Here is a 19,682-nt window from a genome sequence, read left to right as displayed (position 1 = left end):
CGCCTAGGATCGCGTGAGGTCGCGCAGCGCCGCCAGCTCCGCAGGCCGGGGCTCGGGTGTCGTGGTGAGGTCGGGGGAGACGGCCAGGTCCCAGCCGGTGGCGGCGTGCACGTCGTCGAGGGCGACGCCGGGGTGGACGCTCGCCAGGGTGAGTTCTCGGGTGTCGGGGTCGGGTTCGAGGACGCCCAGGTCGGTGATGACGCGGGTGGGTCCGGCGCCGCGCAGACCGAGGCGCTCCCGATCGCCCGGGCCCCGGCCGTGGCCGACCGAGGTGACGAAGTCGACGGACTCGACGAACGTGCGGCGGCTCTGCCGGACGATGACCACCACCTCGCGGCAGGAGGCGGCGATCTCCGGGGCTCCTCCGGCGCCCGGCAGCCGCACCGCGGGGTCGGTGTAGTCGCCGATGACGGTGGTGTTGATGTTGCCGTAGCGGTCGATCTGCGCGGCCCCCAGGAAACCGACGTCGATGCGTCCGGGCTGCAGCCAGTAGTTGAAGATCTCCGGCACGGACACGACGCTGTCGGCGGTCTCGGCGAGGATGCCGTCGCCGATGGACAGCGGGAGCGTGTCCGGCGCGGCGCCGAGCGTCCCCGACTCGTAGATCATCCACAGGCCGGGCGCGTGGGTGCGCCGGGCGAGGTTGGCGGCGGTACTGGGCAGGCCGATGCCGACGAAGCAGGCCATGGCGGAGGTGAGGGTGCGCGCCGCGGTGACCGTCATGATCTCGTCCGCGGTGTAGGTCGCGTGCGCCGTGGCCGTGCCCTGCTCCGCGCTCGCCCGCGGTCCCCCCGCCTCCGGCGATTCCGCCGCGTTCCGCGTCGCGGCGCCGCGTTCCGTGGTGTCCTGAGTCACGAGTTCACCTGCTCTTTCCGGCCGGCGGGACGCGCGCCGGGCAGGTCGTCGTCGAGCCACTGGGTGAAGCGCTCCCGGTCCCGGCCGATGGCGTCCCAGGCCTGGTAGGCGGCGTTGTCGCGGGCGTAGTACCCGTGCGCGTACGACGGGGCGGCCCCGCCCGGAACCTCGGCGACGGCGGTCACCACGCGCGCGGGCAGCAGCACCTGGTCGGGCACGGGTGTGAGCTCGTCGACGATCTCCTCCACGGTGACCAGCGAGCGCCGGGCGGCGAGCACGGCCTCCTTCTGTACCCCGGTGATCCCCCACAGCTGGACGTTGCCCGCGCGGTCGGCCCGCTGCGCGTGCACGATAGCGACGTCGGGGGTGAGCGCGGGGACGGCGGTGAGCGTCTCGCCGGTGAACGGGCAGTCGATGGCGGCGATCCCGCCTGTCCGCCCGACCAGGTCGGTGCCGAGGTAGCCGCGCAGTACCGCGAAGGGCAGCCCGGAGGCACCGGCGACGTAGCGGTTGGCCATGCCCGCGTGGCTGTGCTCCTCGATCTCCAGCGGGACCGGCCACCCATTCTGTACGGCGTCGCGGAAGCGGTGCAGCGAGCCCACGCCCGGGTTGCCGCCCCAGGAGAACACCAGCTTGCGCGCGCATCCGGCGCCGATCATCTGGTCGTAGACGATGTCCGGGGTCATCCGCACCAGCGTGAGGTCACGCAGGCCCTGACGGATGATCTCGTGGCCCGCGGCGACCGGGATGAGGTGGGTGAAGCCTTCGAGGGCGACGGTGTCCCCGTCGTGGACGAGCTCACGGATCCCTTCGTCCAGCGGCAGGATCATGTGCTCACCATCTCCTGTTCGTATTGCGAATGGATGTTCATAAGGCGAACATCCTGGGGCAGACGTTAGCGCCGCGTGCACGGCTGGTCAACCCTGCGTATGGGCACAGGGCCGCGAAGACGCAGGTCGGCGCCGCGACAGCGCGATGGGGGGAGATGGGGGGCGAAAGAGGGGGCGTTACCCGCGGTGAGGGGACCGGCCGACGGAGGTCAGCCGCGGGACGCGATCTCCAGGTCCGCCTCGATGCGGGCCGCCGTGGCCAGCAGGGGCGGCAGGAGGTCGCGCCGCACATCCTCGGCCGACCTGCGGCTGGCGTGCGCCGAGACGTTGGTGGCCGCGATCACGTGGCCCTGGCGGTCCCGGATCGGCGCGGCCACCGCGCGCAGCCCCTCTTCCAGCTCCTGGTCCACCACGGCCCAGCCCTGGCAGCGGATCTTCTCCAGCTCGGAGCGCAGCCGGTCGGCCGAGGAGATGGTGCGGGCGGTGAGCGGGCCCAGGTGTACCCGCTCCAGGTAGGCCTCCAGCTCGGCGGGCGGGCGCCCGGCCAGCAGGACCCGGCCCATCGAGGTGGCGTAGGCGGGGAAGCGGGTGCCGACGTTGATCGACACCGTCATGATCCGCGACGTGGCCGCGCGGGCGATGTAGACCACGTCGTCGCCGTCGAGGATCGACAGCGAGGACGATTCGTGCACCTCGGCGGCCAGCCGCTCCAGGTGGGGTTGGGCGACCTCGGGCAGGTCGGCCGAGGAGAGGTAGGCGTAGCCGAGCTCCAGGACGCGCGGGGTGAGCCGGAACATCCGCCCGTCGCTGCGGATGTAGCCGAGGTCGGACAGGGTGAGCAGGAAGCGGCGGGCCGCCGCCCGGGTCAGCCCGGTCGCCCGGGCGACCTCACTCAGCGTCATCGCCGGGGTCTGCGCGGAGAACGCCCGGATGACGGCCAGGCCCCGATCCAGCGACTGCACGTAGTGCGCGCCGCGGGCCTTCGGCTCTTCCGGGGTCGCTCCGGTGGTCATCGTCGACTGCTCCTGATTCACGTGACATCGCCGCGGCATCGGCCGCGCAGCAGGGGGTGTTCAGCGATGTTCTCATACCGAACAGGGTGTCCGTACGGCTTCGCTCCGCGTTGCGTGGGACGATCGTCCCAGGTCGGAAACGGCCGCGGAGCAGCCGCGAGGCGGCGGTCACAGTGTTGGCCTCGTCTCATCGGACTGCGGCCGATATCGCCCCCGCAGGGCGGTGGCGACGCCCGCGGATGTGCGACGATCAGGAAGGTCGCGCCGGTCAGCGCCGACATGGAGGACAGGTCATCCTGCCATCCCATCCATTGGCCCCCTTTTCGCGGTGGATTTACGGCAGGTCGGGTGTCCGTTTCAACCCGAAGTGTTGGGTTGACGACATAATGGTAATCCTCTACGTTCGCGACGAGAACGCCAGTTCGCAAGGCGCACATGAACGACATTTCGGGGTGCTGCGAACGCTTCGGTCCGCGCCCACCGGGAGCCAGACCGAGGGGCAAGATCCCGCCGATCATCTTGTATCCCGGCCCATCCCCACGTTCCCTTATTTCAGGAGACCCCGATGCGTCGAAAGATCCTCGCTCTGACCGGAGTCGCGGCGCTGCTCGCGACCACGGCCTGCGGAGGGGGTGATGCCGCGGAGAAAGACGGAGTCACCACGCTGAAGATCGGCTCCATGCCGGTCGTCGACACAGCGGCCCTCCACCTCGGGATTGACCAGGGCTACTTCGAGGATCTCGGGATCAAGCTCGACATCACCAACGTCCAGGGCGGCGCCGAGGCGATCCCCGGTGTCGTCAGCGGCGACTTCGACATCGCCTTCAGCAACGTGACCTCCCTGATCGTCGCCCGGGAGAAGGGCCTTCCGCTGAAGGTCATCAACAACGCCGTGGCCAGCACCGGCAAGCAGAAGGGCGACTTCGGCGCGGTCGTGGTGCCCGAGGGCAGCCCCATCACCAGCGCCAAGGACCTCGCGGGCAAGAAGGTCGCGGTGAACACGCTGAAGAACATCGGCGACACCACCGTCCGCAACTCCGTGCGCAAGGACGGGGGCAACCCCGACGACATCGAGTTCGTCGAGATGGCCTTCCCGGACATGCCCGCCGCGGTGGAGAAGAAGCAGGTCGACGCCGCCTGGGTGGTCGAACCCTTCCTCACCATGGCCCTCGACGACGGCGCCACCGAGGTCGCGTCCAACTTCGTCGACACCCACGAGTCGCTCTCCGTGGCCGTCTACTTCACCTCCGAGAAGTTCCTCTCCGAGAACCCGGAGGTCGCCAAGTCGTTCACCACGGCCATGTCGGAGTCGCAGTCCTACGCCCAGAGCCACCCCGAAGAGGTGCGCCGCATCCTCACCACCTACACCAAGATGGACCAGAACCTCATCGAGGAGATCCGGCTGCCCAACTACCCCTCCCAGAAGGACACCGAGTCCGCCAAGGTGCTCGGTGACCTGATGCAGAAGGACGGCCTGATCGAGAACGAGCCGAAGCTGGACGAGCTCTACCAGTGACCCGAACCGCAACAACCTCACCCGACGCCACCCTTGGTGCGGGCGCGAACCGGGCCCTGCTGGGCGCCGCCGGTGTCGCCGGACTGATCGTGCTGTGGGAGGCGCTGCCCCGCATCGGGGCGGCGCGGCCCGCCTACCTTCCCCCGGCCTCCGAGGTCGCGGGCGCCCTGGCCGGACGGCTCGGCAGTGCGGCGTTCTGGACCGCGGTGGGCGACACCCTCGCCGCGTGGGCGCTGGGGCTGGCGATCGCCTTCGCGGCGGCCGCCGTCCTCGGCTTCCTCATCGGCTCCGCGCCGCGCGTGCGCGCCTTCACCACCTCCACGGTGGAGTTCCTCCGCCCCATCCCGTCCGTCGCGCTGATCCCGCTGGCGATCCTGCTCTACGGCACGGACATCCGCTCAACCCTGCTGCTGGTCGTCTACGCCGCGTTCTGGCAGATCTACATCCAGGTGCTCTACGGGGTCGCCGACGTCGACCCCGTCGCTGAGCAGACCGCGCGCTGCTACGGGCTCGGCCGCCTGGCCCGGATCCGCTACGTCGTGTGGCCCTCGGCGCTGCCCTACCTGATGACCGGACTGCGGCTCGGCGCCGCCGTCGCGCTGGTCCTCACGGTCACCGCGCAGCTGGTCATCGGCAGCCCCGGCCTCGGCCAGGAGATCGCCGTGGCCCGGTCCAGCGGAGCCATCGTCGAGGTCTACGCGCTGATCGTCGCTACTGGTGCGCTCGGCGTCCTCGTCAACGTGGGCATCCGCGCGCTGGAGCGGCGCGCGCTGCGCTGGCACTCATCGGTACGGGGGGAGGTCCTGTGACGACCATGCGAACATCGGCCGCCGGTCGACCCGGGCGGGTGCTGGCCCGCCTCGTTCAGCTCCTCCTGCTGCCGGCGCTGCTCATCGCGCTGTGGTGGGTCGGCAGCGCCGCCTCCGGCAACTACTACACGCCAACCCCCGACGTCATCGCGACGACGTTCGGCGAGGTGTGGTTCTCCGACCGCTTCTTCGTCGACGTGCTGCCCAGCATCGGCCGCCTGCTGCTCGGATTCGCCCTGGCGGCGGTCCTCGGCGTCGGCCTCGGCGCGGTCCTGGGCCTGTCGCCCCGCGCCCGCGCGGTGACTGAGCCGGTCCTGGAGTTCTTCCGGGCCGTCCCGCCGCCGGTCCTCGTGCCGCTGCTGATGCTGCTCGTCGGCGTGAACACCCCCATGAAGCTCGCGGTCATCGTGTCCGGATGCGTGTGGCCGATCCTGCTCAACACCATCGAGGGCGTGCGCGCGGTCGACCCGGTGCTGTCGGACACCTGCCGGTGCTACGGCATCCGCGGCCCGAGGTGGCTCACCACCCTCGTGCTGCGCTCGGCCAGCCCGCAGATCATGGCGGGCCTGCGCCAGGGGCTGTCCATCGCGATCATCCTGATGGTCATCAGCGAGATGTTCGCCAGCTCCAGCGGCCTGGGCTTCACCATCGTGCAGTTCCAGCGGAGCTTCGCCATCCCCGAGATGTGGAGCGGCATCGTGCTGCTGGGGCTGATCGGCTTCGTCCTGTCGGTGCTCTTCGGCCTGGTGGAGCGCTACGTCCTGGGCTGGTACCACGGCGTGCGCGCCGCGAGCCGCGGGGAGTGAGCCGATGAACGCCCCATCCCTTCCCCGCACCCCCATACCCCAACGGCCTGGCAAGGAGTGGTCGCAATGCTTGAGGTGACCCGGCTGCAGAAGATCTACCGGGGTGAGGACCGCGAGGTCGAAGCCGTCCGCGACCTCACGTTCCGGCTCGGCGAGGGCGAGCTGGCCTGCCTCGTCGGCCCCTCGGGCTGCGGCAAGACCACGCTGCTCAAGTGCATCTCCGGGCTCATGGCCCCGACCTCCGGCAGCGTCGAGCTCGCCGGGAACAAGGTCACCGGCCCGCCGCGGGACATGGCCGTCGTCTTCCAGGAGTACGGCCGCAGCCTGTTCCCGTGGATGAGCGTGCGGGACAACATCGAACTCCCGCTCAAGGAGAAGAAGCTGTCCCGGGCGCGGCGGCGCAAGCTGGTGCGCGAGTCGCTGGAGGCCGTGGGACTGTCCGACTTCGCGTCGTCCTACCCCTGGCAGCTCTCCGGCGGCATGCAGCAGCGCGTCGCGATCGCCCGGGCCATCGCCTATGAGCCGCGCGTGCTGCTCATGGACGAGCCCTTCGCCGCCGTGGACGCGCAGACCAGGGCCGACCTGGAGGACCTGATCCGCGACCTGTGGCACAAGTTCTCCATCACCGTCCTGTTCGTCACGCACGACATCGACGAGGCGGTCTACCTCGGCCAGCGCGTGCTGGTGCTCTCGTCCTCGCCGACGGTGATCCAGGACGACGTGGCCATCGACCTGCCCGACGAGCGCGACCAGCTCACCACGCGGTCCCAGTCGCGCTTCGCCGAACTGCGCGCACGGGTCTACAACCAGATCCAGAACGCCAAGCGCGGCCCTGCCGACGAGCGTGGACCGGCGCCGAACCCGGCGACGGCCGACGCCTGAGTCGTCGGCCACGGCCGACCGACCGGTCGGCGCCCATTTACCTGGCACGGGCGCCGACCGGTCCCCTGCTCGCTCCAGCCCATCGTCCCCACTCCCCACGGCGTTCGCGTCGATCGGCCACTCACCCCTTCTCGGCCCCGGCCGTCAGCCCCGAGACCAGCAGCCGCTGGGCGAGCAGGAAGCCGATCACGACCGGGACGGTGATCGCGATCGACCCGGCCATCAGTACCGGGGCGGGGATCGCGAAGTCGGCGAGACGCGCGATACCCAGCGACACCGTCCACCGCTCCCGGTCGTCGACGAGGAAGAGCAGCGCGAACAGGAATTCGTTCCACGCGATCATGAACACGTACAGCCCGGTCGCGGCGACCCCGGGCAGTGCCATCGGGAGCACCACCCGCGTGATCACCTGCAGCCGGTTGCAGCCGTCGACCTCCGCGGCCTCCTCCACGCTGACCGGAACCGCCTGGAAATAGCCGCGGAGCATGTACAGCGACACCGGGATCGTCTGGGCCATGTAGATGATCACCAGCCCCACCAGCGAACCGGTGAGGCCGATGCGGCTGAACAGCACGAACAGCGGTACCGCGAGCACGATCCCGGGAAACAGGTACACGGCGAGGAAGAACCCGTTGACGGTGTCGCGGCCGAAGAATCGCAGCCGCACCGCCGCGTAGGCGCCCAGGACGCTGCAGACCACGGTGAGCAGCATGGTCCACACCGACACCAGTAGCGAGGTGCGCATGAACCGGGCCAGCCCGAACCCGCCCGCGGACTCATCGGCCAGGGCCCGGCCATAGGAGCTCACGTCCACCTCGCCTGGCCGGGGGAGTGCCAGCGGGGCGGAGATGATCTCGGTGAACGGCCGCACCGACAGAACCGCGCCATAAAGCAGCGGACCCGCCGCCGCGGCGATGGCACCGACGATCACCACGATCCGCAGAGCCGCCAGCAGGCGGGATTCCACCGCGTGCCGGTCCAGCCGCGGGCGTCGTCTGTGTCGCTCGGCCATCTACACCTGCCCCTTCCGCACCATCCGCAGGTAGAGCACGAGCAGCCCGGCCAGCGCGAGCGTCATCAGCACGCCCAGGGCTGAGGCCGTGCCGATGTTCGCCCGGGTCACCAGCTCCTCGTACACCCGCACCGCGACCACCTCGGTGCCGCCCGCACCGCCGGTCAGCAGGTAGACATCGGTGAAGTTCTGGAACGACCAGATGAACCGGAGCAGGCCCAGCAGCGCCAGGACCCCGGTGAGCTGGGGTAGCAGCACGTGGCGGAACACCTGGGTGGGGGAGGCGCCATCGACGACGGCGGCCTCTTCCAGGTCGCGCGGTACCGCCTGCAGCCGCGCGGTGATGAAGAGGAACGCCAGCGGGAACGACTTCCAGACCTCGAAGGCGATCACGACACTGAGCGCGACGGGCACGGGCAGGCCGCCGATGTCGATGTCGTAGGTAGTGAGGAAGTTGATCGGCGCGCTCCAGCCCAGCACGCGCCGACCGATCTCGTTGACCGCGCCGTACTGCGGGTTGAGCAGGGTCGTCCAGATCGTCGTGGCCGCCACGACCGGCAGAACATAGGGGACGAGCAGCAGCCCCCGCACGGCGCCGCGGCCCCGGAAAGGGCGGCGCAGGGCCAGCGCGACGACGAGCCCGGCGAGCAGCGAACCGACCGTGGTCACCGTCGCGTAGACGACGGTAGTGCGCGCGGCGGCCCAGAACCCCGCGCTGGAGAGCACCCGGTCGAAGTTGTCGAAGGTGATCTCCAGGTCGGCGGGGGAGAAGAAGCGGATGTCGATGAGCCGCATGTCCTGCAGCGACAGCACGAATCCCGCCAGGAACGGGAAGAGCACCACGGCGCCGACCACCAGCAGCGTCGGCGCCACCAGCAGTCGCCCGTGCAGCTCTTCCCGCTCCCGCCGCGTGCGCGGGCGGCGGGAGCCGAAGCCCGTGCGGGCGGCCGCGAGCCCGCGCCCGCTCACCTGGTGTTCCTTCCCGAGGGTGTCCCGGACTTCAGGCCGGGCAGAGGAACGGGGCTCCAGCACAACGGATCGATAATTGCCGATCCGCGGTCAAAGCGATACGGCGAGTGACAGATTCGGGGTGTGCTGAGCGAGAGCCAAGCCAGCACAGCAACCTCCAATCGTTGGGGAAACCGGACTGGTTCCAACCCGGTCGGCGCTGATCGCGTAGGACTCGACCGTTCGTTGAGCGGCCGAGCGGCGTGAGCCGGGAATCCCCCTCGTTCACGAGGGGGAGGGTTCAATCGACGTCGGCCTGGACGTCGCGGGCAGCTTCGCCCATCCGTCGTGCCACGTCATTGGGGTCGGCTCCGTCGAACAGCGGGCCGAGCTCCCGGCTGAGGGTGTTCTGTGCGGCCAGCGCGCCCGCGAACGCCGCGTGCTCGGTGCCGTAGCCCCACCTCTGGAAGCTCTGCGCGCCCTGGACGATGCTGCTCATCGTGGCCTGGTCGTAGAAGTCGGACAGGGGGCGGCGCGCGTCCTCGTCCTCTCCCGCGGGAAGCGACGCCCAGGCGTCGGCGAACGCCGTGGGGTCCTCGGCCGTGCCCATCCGGACGGGGATGCGGCCCTCGGGGGAGACCGCCAGCGTGTCCATGTACCCGTCGCTCAGGAGGAACTCGATGAACTTCCGCGCCGACTCTGTATCGGCGCCGCGCGGCACACCCAGGTTGAGGGTGAGGCCGTACTGCCGCGCCTCGTCGGGGTCACGCGACCCGTCGGCACCGGGCGGAAGCAGACCGGTGACCACGCCGCTGTTGGCCGCCAGGAACGCCGGGTCGTCCGCACACTCCTGGCACGTGGGCGGGAAGTCCGGGGCGAGCCCGGCGAGCTCGTCGAAGATGTGCGACCCCCAGAAGAGCATGGCGCTGCGACCGGAGAGGTAGGCGGCGCGGGTGGTCTCCACGTCCTGGTCGCCGCCGACCGACGCGTCGGCCATCCGGGCGTAGGCGTCCAGGGCACGGGCGCACTCCGGGGCGTCCAGCGCGACCTCGCCCGCGTCGTCCACCAGGTCGCAGCCCCCGCCCAGCAGCAGCGCCTCCAGGGTCTGGGTGGTGAAGGGGTCGCCGGGCTTGGTGCCGAGCACGATCCCGGCGACGCCGTCGGAGGAGAGCTGTTCGGCGGCGTCGGCGATGTCCTCGATGGTGCGCGGAGGCTCCAGCCCGGCGGCCTCGAACATGTCGGTGCGGTAGACGAGGACCTGCCCCCAGCCGTCGCTGGGCACCGCGGCGGGCGCGCCGTCGGTGGTGACCATGTCCAGCGCGTGGTCGCTGAACGTGTCGCGGCCCAGCTCGGCGATGACCGCGCCGGCGGTGTCGGTGTCCAGCAGCCCCTGCGCGGTCCAGGCCGCCGCCTGGTCGGGGGCCAGCAGGATCACATCGGGCACGTCACCGGAGGCCGCGCCGGTGACCAGGGCCTGGTTCTGGTCGTCGGCCGCCATGGCCACGACGTCGACGTCGATCCCGGTCTCCTCGGTGAAGCGCGCGGCCGTGGCCTCCTGCTGGGCCAACCGGTCCGGGGTGACGTGCGGGGTCCAGAAGGTGACGGCGCCCTGGCCGCCCCCGTCGTCGGGCGCGCAGGCGGCCCCGAGCAGCAGGAGGAGCACCGCGCTCCCGGCCGCCAGGGCGCGGTGTCGGTACGGGTGCTTTCTCATCCCGTCCTCCTCATGGACATGGGCACCTCCGGTGCGGCGACACGAAGGGAGCCGCGCGGCTCCCTTCAGGTGGGTGGCATGTGGACGGCGTGGCCGTCGAGGGCGTGCAGCGCGATGAGCACGCTCGCTCCGGTCAGCGCCAGGGGCGCGACGGCGGCGGGGCGGCCGTCGTCGGTGACCTTCTCGGGCAGCGCGCCGAGCCGGGTGCGGTGCGCGTCGAGCCAGTCGAGCAGGCGCCCGGCAAGCGCCGGTTCGCCCAGGCAGGCGGCGGTCATTGCGAACAGGGACAGTTGCGGGGTCCAGGCGGTCGCGGTGTCGGTCCACTCCTCCCCGGGACGCACGCCCCCGTTGGACAGCCGGAGCGCGGCCAGGGTCCGGTGCCAGGAGGCGCGGGGCGGGGAGCGGCGGGAGCGAACGGCGGCAGCAGGAACGCCACCGCGGCGTCCCGTCCGCCGCCCCGGCGCCGCGGGTAGCCGTGGGGGGCGAAGTGCCGCTCGATCCCCGGCCCCAGCCGGGAGGCGACCCGCGCGCACCGCCGGGCCGCATCGGGGGCGCCGAGCCCGCGCAGGACCTCCGCACCCGCACGGGCGCCGAGCAGCAGAGGCGCGGCCGTGCCCAGGGTGACGTCGGTGGTCGCCTTCTCCCAGTAGTCCGGGGAGGGGCGGGGAAGCCCGGTGCCCACATCGACCACAGCGTCGAGCGCCTCGGCCGCGCCCAACAGCGCGGGCGACACGTCCGCCCACCCCTCCGCATCCGTTGCCGCAGACGCGTCGTCGGGCGACACGGACGCGGTGCGCCACAGCAGCCAGGCCGCCCACAGCGTCCAGCCGATGCCGTCCAGCTGGGTGCCGCGGTCGTCGGGCACCCGACCGGACCCGTCAGGAAGGTAGCGCGCCTGCCAGGTGCCGTCGGCCTCCCGGATCGCGGCGACATAACGCAGCACCCGCAGCGCGTCGGCGCGCCGCCCGCTCAGGGCCAGCGCCACGGCACAGAAGGCGGCGTCGCGCGGCCAGACATAGCGCCAGTAGGGGCTGGCCGCGGCGACCAGCGCCCCATGGGGGTACAGGAGCGTGCGGACATCGATCAGCGCGGTGCGCGCCATCTCCTCCCACGGGGAGCCGCGCCCCGGGACATCGGCCGCGGCCAGCCAGGCGCGCTCGCGTTCGACGGCCTCCGGCGTCGCCTCCGCGGCTCCGGGCAGCCGCCGGCCCGGTTCCAGCAGCCCCGTCCCCGGAACCCGCGACACCGACGAACGCGGCGGAACGATGACCGGGGCACCATCCGCACCGATCACCACCCCATCGGAGTAGAGCCGGGTCTCGGGCCGCCACGCGGTCCCGCGCGTGCCGAGGACCGAGACGGCCTCCTCCGGTCCGGCCTCCGGCATCACCTTCTCCTCACTCCGTGCCACCCTCGCTGCGGCATGCCTCCTTCATGCCCGCCGGAGCCGAAGTGGACTCCCGCACGCGGGCCATTCCGTCCGGCCGCTCGTCACCGACTGATCGCCCACGTCCGCGCCCAGGGCCCATAAGGCGACGTCACGGAGGTCCGGTGGGCCCGGAGACGGCGCGGACCGCCCCGACTCCGCCGGACCGAAACGTCAAAGCCTCGTAGGGATGCCACCTCACCACCGGACCGGAGAAGGCCCGCGCCGACACGCCGTGGGCGGTGCGAGGAGATGACGCCCGCCGAGCCGCGGGCGCCGCGCGGCGGCCCGGCCGTCCCACCCCCGCTACGCTGGCCTGCATGGAGCGCCCCTACACGATCCTGAGCTGCGCGATGTCTGTGGACGGCTATATCGACGACACGAGCCCCGACCGGCTGCGGCTGTCCAGCGAGGAGGATTTCGACGAGGTCGACGAGCTGCGCGCGCGGTGCGACGCCATTCTCGTGGGGGCGGGGACCGTGCGGCGGGACAACCCGCGGCTGCTGGTGCGCTCGGCCGAACGCCGTCAGCGCCGCGAGGCCGAAGGCCGCCCGGGAAACCTGCTCAAGGTGGTGCTCACCGAGAACGGCGAGCTCGACCCGCAGGCGCGCTTCTTCACCACCGGGGACGCCGGAAAGATCGTGTACACCGCGAGCGGAACCTACCCGGCCTGCGTCGGGCGGTTCCGCGACGCCCCCGACGACGTCACCGTGGTCGACGCGGGAGCGCCCGCCGACCCCGCCCGGATCCTGGCCGACCTCGCCCGCAGGGGCGTGCGCCGCCTCCTCGTCGAGGGCGGGAGCCGGGTGCACACCCTCTTCCTCACGGCCGGACTCGCCGACGAGATCCGGCTGGCCGTGGCCCCGTTCTTCGTGGGGGACGCCGACGCGCCCCGATTCGTGGACCCCGGGACGTTCGTCAACGGCCCGGACCACCCCATGCGGCTCGCCGAGGCCCGCACCATCGGGGACATCGTCGTCCTGCGCTACCTGCCCGGGCGCCCGGCATGACCCCCGGCCGACCCGCCCGCCCCACGCCATCCGACGAGGGCGGGGAGCCCACCGAGGCGGATCTGCGCTGGCTGCGCGCGGCCATCGAACTGTCGCGCTCCTGCCCGCCCTCGACCACCGCGTTCTCCGTCGGGGCGATCGTGCTGGGCGCCGATGGCACCGTCCTCGCCGACGGCTACTCGCGCCGGGACGATCCGCACGACCATGCCGAGGAGGCCGCCCTGCGCGCGCTCCGGCCCGACGACCCCCGGCTGGACACGGCCACCCTCTACAGCTCCCTGGAGCCCTGCAGCACCCGGGCCTCCCGCCCGCGGCCCTGCGCCGACCTGATCCTGGCCACCCCGATCCCGCGCATCGTGTTCGCCTGGCGGGAACCGGCGGTCTTCGCCGACTGCGAGGGGGCACAGCGGCTGCGCGACGCGGGACGCATGGTCATCGAGGTCCCAGCGCTCGCCGACCAGGTGCGGGAGGTCAACGCCCACCTCCTCGGCTGAGTGCCCTGCGCCCTCGAGCCGTCGGCCGCGTGCGCACGACTCCCAAATACTCACCCGACTCAGTAGGTGACGCGCGGCGCGAGCGCCTCGGTGAGCACCCGCCCCTCGGCATCCGCGGGAGGTTCCACGCCGAGCAGGTGGCTGATGGTGGGGGCGATGTCGATCGTCCGCGGGTCGTGCGGCATGTCCCCCTGCCTGACGCCCGCTCCGGCCAGGACCAGTGGCGCCGTCCCCTCCCGCAGGCTGGCGTGTCCGCCGCGTTCGCGCCCGTCGACCTCGTCCGGGTTGAAGAAGGCGTAGGGGGGACGCGCGTCCACGGCGAAGTCGCCCTCGGCCGGTGCCGCGCCCATCGCGTCGAGTTCGTCGCGGTTGTACACGCCCTCCAGTTCGGGCACGTCGCGCAGGAGGCGTTCGATGCGGTCGCGCTGGCGCGCGGTGTCGGCCCGGCCGCGCAGGTAGACGTTGGCGGCGCGCGGGCTCGCGGTGAGGACCACCTCGGTGCGCGCCGCCGGGGCCTGGCCCGAGTACAGCCGTTCGACGGTGAACCCGGCGTCGGAGATCGCGCCGAGCACCTGCGGTTCCAGGGACTTCGTGTAGCCGGTCATCCCGTGGTCGGAGACGAGCACGAACGTCGCGTCCTCGCCCAGGCCCACCTCCTCCACCACGTCGATGATGCGGCCGAGCCCGGTGTCGAGCTCGGCCAGCCGCCGCGGGATGTTCGGGGAGTTCGGCCCCTCCCGGTGCCCGAGGCTGTCGATGTCGGCGGAGTAGGCCGCGACGAAGTCGGGGATGCGGGGGAGGGTCACCGGGATTCCGTTGGAGTCGACCGGCTCGCCGCGCAGCGCGCGCACCACGGTCTCGACGTTCTCCTCCCACGTGACGCCCTGCGTGTAGAGCCCCTCGGGGTTGCCGTAGGAGGCGCCCTTGTCCTGGACGATGTACCAGCCCGCCGACAGCACGTTGCGGTACTGGCGGCGCAGGCTCTGCGCGATGGTCTCGGCGGCGATGTCGCGGGTCTGGCCGATCGCTTTGCCGGTGCGGGGGTCGAGCACGTAGGCGACGTTGCCGTGCACGATCGGCCGGGCGCCGGTGGCGGTCCCCGATCGGCTGGGGTTGGACACCGTCTTGTAGGTGCACGCGGCCGTGGCCAGCGATCCGCGATCGGCCAGGGATCTCAGACGCGGGAGACGGTCGTGCAGGTAGGCGTCGAGGTAGGTCGGGTCGACACCGTCCCAGTCGATGAGGACCACCAGACCGGCGACGGGAGGTTGGAGGACGGCCCGCGCCGCAGCGGGGCGCGGAGTGACGAGGGGGGTCATGGCGGCGAGGGCGGTGACGCCGACCGCCGACGCCGCGCCGCGGCTGAGAAAGGACCGACGTCGCATTCGAGGCCTTCCCGGTGGGAGTGACGAGTCCCGGCAGCCGAATATAACGCGGGCCTCGGCTCCCATCGGTTCCAGTGATTCATACCACCCAGACGTTGACCGTGACTTTGCCGTCTGCCGACGGTTCCACTGGATTCGAGCCCCTACCGTTACACGGCGAACCTCCGCGACCTGCGGGGGCCGTGGCGACGGTGCGGTGCCGGGGATCCGGCTGTGACCGGGGAGGACCCTCGATGGAGTTGAGCTTGCTGGGCCGTTTCGCGAGGCTGGTGAACGACATCGGCTTCGACCTGACGAGCAAGAAGTTCATGCTCTTGCTGGCCCTGCTCGCTGTCGCCTCCTTCGTGCTCCTGGTCTGGGTCTGGCCGCGGCTCAGCCGGAACGGGCTGAAGAGCGTGCTCGGGCGTGTCGGGCTGTTGGCGCTCGCGACCGTCACCGCCCTGTCCTCCGTCGCGAGCGTCGTCAACTGGGACATCAGGGTCTACCCCAAATGGAGCGACCTGCTGGGGACCGGCGACGGCGCGCAGAACATCGTCGGGGTGGCCGACCACGGTGTCCAGCAGGAGGGCGGGCTCCGTGTCACGTCGAGCAGTGTCCCCGACGGTGGAGACCGGGCGTCCTCGGGGCAGATCGACACCGTCGAGTTCAGCGGTCCCACATCCGGACTGCAGAGCACCGGCTCGGTCTACCTGCCACCGCAGTACTTCGCGGAAGAAGCCACGACGCGCTTCCCGGTCGTTCTTGTAGCCGCAGGAACGGACCAGAACCCCGAGGACGTCCTCAAGGGCCTCGACCCGGCGAACGCCGGGGGGACGCCCGCGATCTGGGCCGTCGTCGGGTTGTCCGGAACCGGCGCCAAGGCGTGCGTCGACGTGCCCGGCGGTCCGCAGGCGCAGACCTTCGTCGGCCAGGACGCGCCCCAGCAGCTCGCCGACACCTACCGGACAGAGGCGACGCGCGACGGGTGGGCGATCGCCGGGGTCGGTGACGGCGGCGGCTGCGCGCTCATGGCGGGCCTGGTGGACTCCGCGAACTTCAACGCGGTGGTCTCGCTCGGCGGCGAGGCCACCGCCCCGGACAACCCGCGGGGGACCGACCTCTACGGCGGCAGCGAGGCCATCCGCGACACCACCGACCCGCTGTGGCGGGTGAAGAACCTGCCCGCGCCGCCGATGCAGATCCTGCTCGGCCAGGGGAAGGACCAGGACGCCGCGGGGCTCGACGCTCTGGAGAAGGCGGCGTGCGAACCCACGCGGGTGAGTCGGCTGTCCACGACCGGAGGCGGCAACGACGCCGTGTCCTGGAAGCCGCGGATGCGCGAGGTCGCGGCGTGGCTCGGCGAGGGGCTGAACGGCGGAGCCACGACGCCGTGACGCCGCACGGCCCCCGGAGCTCGCCTCGCTCCGCCCCCACTTCACCTCCCGCCACGCCCCGCACTCCAGTCCAGCCATCATCGCCGAAAGGAACGTCTCGCGGTGGAATTGACCAGTCCCGCTCTGCTCTGGACGGTGAGCGCCTGCACCGTCGCGGCGTTCGTCGCGGTGATCGTGTTCTGGCGCCACGCGGCCCGCTCCGGTCTGCGCGGTCTGGTGGCGCGCGTGCTGATGGTCGCGGTGGTCCAGCTCTGCGCGCTGTCCACCTTCGCGCTCGTCGCCAACCTGCACTTCTCCTTCTACGGCACGTGGGATGACCTGCTCGGCCACGACGGTCCGGCCAGCGCCGCGCCGAGTGACAGCGGGAGGGACGGCGGCGAGTCGGTCGCCGAACCGCTGCCCGACGACGACGTGACCTCGCAGGTCTCCGACAAGATGGGCAAGCTGGAGAAGGTGCGGTTCAGGGGCGCGCGCAGCGGGCTGTCGGACATGGGCTACGTGCTGCTCCCACCGGAGTACTTCTCCAAGGCGCACGCCCACGACCGCTTCCCGGTGGGCATCCTGCTGACCGGCTTCCCGGGCGAGGCGCGCAACCTGGTGGAGCGGATGAAGCTCCCCAAGGTCGTCTCCGACCTGCGCAAGCAGGGCAAGGTGCAGCCGATGATCTGGGTGATGGCGCGACCGTCCACGGACCCGCCGCACGACACGGAATGCGTCGACGTGCCCGGCGGCCCGCAGGCCGGCACGTACTACGCCCAGGATCTGCCCGAGGCGCTCTCGAACCGCTACCGCACCGCGCCCACGGCGAAGGGCTGGGCGATCATGGGCAACAGCTCCGGCGGCAGCTGCGCCATGCGCACCGCGATGATGCACCCGAACTCCTACACCGCCGCCGTCTCCCTGGCCGGGGACTTCCGCGCGATCAAGGACAAGCAGACGGGCGACCTCTACGGCGGCAGCCCGGAGTTCCGCGACGAGAACGACCTCTTCTGGCGCCTGAAGAACCGGCCGATGCCGCCCATCGACATGCTCGTCACCCGCATCCTCGACGGCGGCGACGGCAACCCCGCCGAACCCAAGGAGTTCGCCGGCCTCGCCAAGCCCCCGATGCGGATCGATCTCCTGGAACGCAAGAGCGGCGGCCACAACTTCGTCACCTGGAACGCCGAGCTCTACCAGGCGGTGCCCTGGGTCAGCGAGCGCATGCAGGTCGAGGACGCCGACGACAGCAGCGGCTCCACCGAGGGAAAGCTCTAAGTCGTCGCGGCTGACCGGGGGCCGCGCCCGCCGCGCACGGCTGGACGGCGCTCACGTTCCGGATGCCCGGTCGCCTGATGGGCGCGGGGCATCCTGCTCCGCGCCTGCGGTCGGCTCAGCCTTCTCCGGCCAACGATCTAGGGAGCGCTCATGTAGCGAGCCAGAGCGAAGTCGACTCCCGGGGGCGGACCTTCCGCGCCACCCACGACGGTGACCTTTCCACCCTTGCTGGCGATAGCGCGCGCACCGTCGCCCTTGCCGGTGAAGTCGGTGATCACGGTGCCGTCACCGCCGAAGGCGGTGTCGAGGCTCCCGTCCCCGGCGTCGTAGCGGGCCAGGCAGAAGTCTCCGACCACTGGTTCGAGGAAGTTGGTGATGCCGTGGGACTCACCGCAGAACCCGGCGACGGTGAGCCGATCGGACTGCAGCACCGCTCCCCGGATGCCGTCCGCGGCGGCTCCCAGTGTGCTGGTGATGTCGGTGGTCACCGTGCCACCGCTGCCGAACCCCGGGGCAAGGCCACCGTCGGATGTGTATTGGGCGAGGGCGAACCGCGTGGTCGTGATACCGATGTCGTCCACCGCGCCGGTCTCGCCCACAGCGATGATGTTGCCGTTGTCGCGCACCACGACGTCCATGGCCAGGTCGCTTTCTGCCGTCTCGAACGGGGTGATCACCCGGCCGTCATCACCGAAGGCGGTGTCGGGGGTGCCGTCGGTCTTGTAGCGGGAGACGAGGAAGTCACCGTCCACGGTTCCGACCACGACGTACCTACCGTCGGCGTCCCGGGCGATGTTGAAGAAGTGGTCCCCGATCCCTGCGCTGGTCCGCACGATGCCGTCGGAGCCGAAGCTGGTGTCCAGAGTGCCATCGGCGTTGAGGCGCATGAGGGCCGAGTCGGCTCCGGCCGGGCCGGAGCCGACGATCTGGTCGTCGGGCTCGACGACCAGTCCACGGATCGCATCACCCACGCCACTGATGTCGATCACCGTCGTCCCGCCGGTACCGAAGGTGGTGTCCAGCGTCCCGTCGGTGGTGTAGCGGGCCACGATGGCATCACCAGCGGGCTCGGAGTTGGTCAGCCCTCCGACAATGATCCGCCCGTCGGACTGCAGACCGATATCGCGCGGAACATCACTGAGCGGACTGAAGTTCATGGTGACCAGTCCGCCCGTTCCGAAACCGGTGTCCGGGCTGCCATCGGCGTTGTACCGCGCCAACCCGAAATCCCCTGTGATGGCATCGCCCACCCGCCCGGCGACGATGACTTTGTCGCCGGAATAGGCGACGGCGTTCGCCACGGAAAAGTTCGCACCGAACGGAGTGGTCACCTTGCCGTCCCCGCCGAAGGACGTGTCCAGGTCACCGGGGGCGGCTTGGACAGGAACCGCAGGGATGACCAGTGCTGCGGCGGACACGACGGCGAGCGTTCCTCCACGCCACCACGGCGCAATTCCGTGGCCACCGCGAGCGCGTCGAGAATAGGTCTTTGCCACCATCCGAAACGGCTCCTCTCTTGCCAGTATGGACACGCGTGAGCCCTTTGGGGATAGGTTCGTTTCGACAGTGAACGGTGGCCGCGCGTTTATCATCTCCTACCAAGAAGACCATAATCAGGGAAATCCCCCGCGCAATCCGAACCACAGCAGTGGACAGCCGAAAATGGAGAGCCACTTTTCCTGTGATTTCGCCTCCCCGCCTCATCCTCATGACGGAGGCCTGAGGCCGCGGGCCCGTCCCATCGCCACGGACCCGGACGGTATGCACCATGTTTGACCAGCAATGCCACGCTGATCAGCTCGTTACGGCCACCTGCGGAAGCGGAGGTGTCCGGTGCTGCGCTGTCCGCGCAGGACGACGATCCGCTGTGGTAGGCGCGTACTAGACCACGATTTCCGGGGCTGACCTGCGGATGATTTTTGTCCTCGGTGGTCCGGGCGGGGCGCGCACCCCTGCACCAGGGGTCATGCGTCGGAGGGGTCGTCGCGGACCACCCGGAACTCGTCCCATGAAGCACCGCCGACGGGTTCGTAGTCGGTGAGGCTCGAATACGGCGGTTCCGAGAGGTCGTCGCCCTCGAGCCACACCGCATCGCACTCCCCGCACAGCCACAGGCGCTCGCCCGTGCGCTCGGCCAGCATCTCCGCGACGTCCAGAAGGCCGCACAAACCGCAGCGCCGCACGCCCCTCCCCTCCCTTCCTCCACTGGCGCGCCGGACGTCCGCCGCGCCCCGCTTCGCCGGTTCCGCGGCCCAGCGCGGAATCCGGTCGTTCTGTCCGGGACAAGCGAAGGACGAAACGCCGACCGCCCGCAACCGGGAGGCCGGGACGCGTGCATGTCGGTTTCCCCTTCCC

19 protein-coding genes are annotated in these 19,682 nt (G+C 71.0%); 8 read left to right on the top strand and 11 right to left on the bottom strand.

Going from position 1 to position 19,682, the window contains the following annotated elements:
* Window positions 1-3 precede the first annotated feature (3 nt).
* From CDO52_RS19880 to CDO52_RS19870, 3 genes are all read right to left on the bottom strand, one after another.
* Complete coding sequence (locus CDO52_RS19880) at window positions 4-723, bottom strand: 3-oxoadipate--succinyl-CoA transferase (protein ID WP_033300646.1); 720 nt, start codon at window positions 721-723, stop codon at window positions 4-6.
* Between the two features lie 128 nt (window positions 724-851).
* The gene (locus CDO52_RS19875) at window positions 852-1,685 is read right to left on the bottom strand and encodes a CoA transferase subunit A (RefSeq protein WP_017619298.1); all 834 of its coding nucleotides are present in this window, start codon (window positions 1,683-1,685) and stop codon (window positions 852-854) included.
* A gap of 209 nt (window positions 1,686-1,894) precedes the next feature.
* Window positions 1,895-2,698 (bottom strand): IclR family transcriptional regulator domain-containing protein, encoded by an 804-nt coding sequence (locus CDO52_RS19870; protein WP_017619297.1) that lies wholly within the window; start codon window positions 2,696-2,698, stop codon window positions 1,895-1,897.
* A gap of 565 nt (window positions 2,699-3,263) precedes the next feature.
* On the opposite strand from CDO52_RS19870, the gene CDO52_RS19865 reads away from it, so the two are divergent.
* From CDO52_RS19865 to CDO52_RS19850, 4 genes are all read left to right on the top strand, one after another.
* On the top strand, window positions 3,264-4,214 hold the full coding sequence (locus CDO52_RS19865) for an ABC transporter substrate-binding protein (RefSeq protein WP_017619296.1): 951 nt from the start codon (window positions 3,264-3,266) through the stop codon (window positions 4,212-4,214).
* Complete coding sequence (locus CDO52_RS19860) at window positions 4,211-5,023, top strand: ABC transporter permease (protein WP_017619295.1); 813 nt, start codon at window positions 4,211-4,213, stop codon at window positions 5,021-5,023. The genes CDO52_RS19865 and CDO52_RS19860 overlap by 4 nt, the downstream gene beginning before the upstream one ends.
* A gap of 5 nt (window positions 5,024-5,028) precedes the next feature.
* Window positions 5,029-5,829, top strand: coding sequence for an ABC transporter permease (locus CDO52_RS19855; RefSeq protein ID WP_051060792.1), 801 nt, complete (start codon window positions 5,029-5,031; stop codon window positions 5,827-5,829).
* Between the two features lie 66 nt (window positions 5,830-5,895).
* Window positions 5,896-6,711, top strand: coding sequence for an ABC transporter ATP-binding protein (locus CDO52_RS19850; RefSeq protein ID WP_017619293.1), 816 nt, complete (start codon window positions 5,896-5,898; stop codon window positions 6,709-6,711).
* 121 nt (window positions 6,712-6,832) lie between these two features.
* Here CDO52_RS19850 and CDO52_RS19845 read toward each other — a convergent pair whose 3' ends face one another.
* The 5 genes from CDO52_RS19845 to CDO52_RS19830 all read right to left on the bottom strand — a co-directional run bounded on the left by CDO52_RS19845 (window position 6,833) and on the right by CDO52_RS19830 (window position 11,769).
* A complete protein-coding gene (locus tag CDO52_RS19845; RefSeq protein WP_017619292.1) occupies window positions 6,833-7,723 on the bottom strand; it encodes a carbohydrate ABC transporter permease in 891 nt (296 codons plus the stop codon).
* Entirely contained in the window at window positions 7,724-8,692 is a 969-nt protein-coding gene (locus CDO52_RS19840; protein ID WP_017619291.1) for a carbohydrate ABC transporter permease, read from the bottom strand. It abuts the gene before it with no gap.
* Between the two features lie 280 nt (window positions 8,693-8,972).
* Entirely contained in the window at window positions 8,973-10,382 is a 1,410-nt protein-coding gene (locus CDO52_RS19835; protein WP_017619290.1) for an ABC transporter substrate-binding protein, read from the bottom strand.
* Between the two features lie 65 nt (window positions 10,383-10,447).
* On the bottom strand, window positions 10,448-10,657 hold the full coding sequence (locus CDO52_RS28870; protein ID WP_232524258.1) for a hypothetical protein: 210 nt from the start codon (window positions 10,655-10,657) through the stop codon (window positions 10,448-10,450).
* Window positions 10,654-11,769, bottom strand: a complete 1,116-nt coding sequence (locus tag CDO52_RS19830) for a glycoside hydrolase family 15 protein (protein ID WP_232524257.1) — start codon at window positions 11,767-11,769, stop codon at window positions 10,654-10,656. Before CDO52_RS19830 ends, CDO52_RS28870 begins: the two co-directional genes overlap by 4 nt.
* Window positions 11,770-12,128: 359 nt before the next feature.
* Here CDO52_RS19830 and CDO52_RS19825 point away from each other — a divergent pair, with 359 nt between their 5' ends.
* Together CDO52_RS19825 and CDO52_RS19820 are read left to right on the top strand one after the other, a co-directional pair.
* Window positions 12,129-12,818: a RibD family protein gene (locus tag CDO52_RS19825; RefSeq protein WP_094932607.1), complete on the top strand. Its 690-nt coding sequence runs from the start codon at window positions 12,129-12,131 to the stop codon at window positions 12,816-12,818.
* A complete protein-coding gene (locus CDO52_RS19820) occupies window positions 12,815-13,312 on the top strand; it encodes a deaminase (RefSeq protein WP_017619286.1) in 498 nt (165 codons plus the stop codon). Before CDO52_RS19825 ends, CDO52_RS19820 begins: the two co-directional genes overlap by 4 nt.
* Window positions 13,313-13,371: 59 nt before the next feature.
* Here the strand turns inward: CDO52_RS19820 and CDO52_RS19815 are convergent, their stop codons facing one another.
* Window positions 13,372-14,697: an alkaline phosphatase family protein gene (locus tag CDO52_RS19815; RefSeq protein ID WP_094932606.1), complete on the bottom strand. Its 1,326-nt coding sequence runs from the start codon at window positions 14,695-14,697 to the stop codon at window positions 13,372-13,374.
* 233 nt (window positions 14,698-14,930) lie between these two features.
* Between CDO52_RS19815 and CDO52_RS19810 the strand changes: the two genes are divergently transcribed.
* Window positions 14,931-16,070, top strand: a complete 1,140-nt coding sequence (locus CDO52_RS19810; RefSeq protein WP_094932605.1) for an alpha/beta hydrolase — start codon at window positions 14,931-14,933, stop codon at window positions 16,068-16,070.
* 102 nt (window positions 16,071-16,172) lie between these two features.
* A complete protein-coding gene (locus CDO52_RS19805; RefSeq protein WP_017619283.1) occupies window positions 16,173-17,327 on the top strand; it encodes an alpha/beta hydrolase in 1,155 nt (384 codons plus the stop codon).
* Window positions 17,328-17,464: 137 nt separating this feature from the next.
* Here CDO52_RS19805 and CDO52_RS19800 read toward each other — a convergent pair whose 3' ends face one another.
* Together CDO52_RS19800 and CDO52_RS19795 are read right to left on the bottom strand one after the other, a co-directional pair.
* Window positions 17,465-18,745, bottom strand: coding sequence for a delta-60 repeat domain-containing protein (locus CDO52_RS19800; RefSeq protein ID WP_017619282.1), 1,281 nt, complete (start codon window positions 18,743-18,745; stop codon window positions 17,465-17,467).
* A gap of 546 nt (window positions 18,746-19,291) precedes the next feature.
* Window positions 19,292-19,510, bottom strand: a complete 219-nt coding sequence (locus CDO52_RS19795; protein ID WP_157745646.1) for a hypothetical protein — start codon at window positions 19,508-19,510, stop codon at window positions 19,292-19,294.
* Between the last annotated feature and the right edge of the window lie 172 nt (window positions 19,511-19,682).

The sequence above is a fragment of the Nocardiopsis gilva YIM 90087 genome (assembly GCF_002263495.1).
Lineage (GTDB): Bacteria > Actinomycetota > Actinomycetes > Streptosporangiales > Streptosporangiaceae > Nocardiopsis_C > Nocardiopsis_C gilva.
This window is presented reverse-complemented; position numbering and strand designations above follow the sequence as displayed.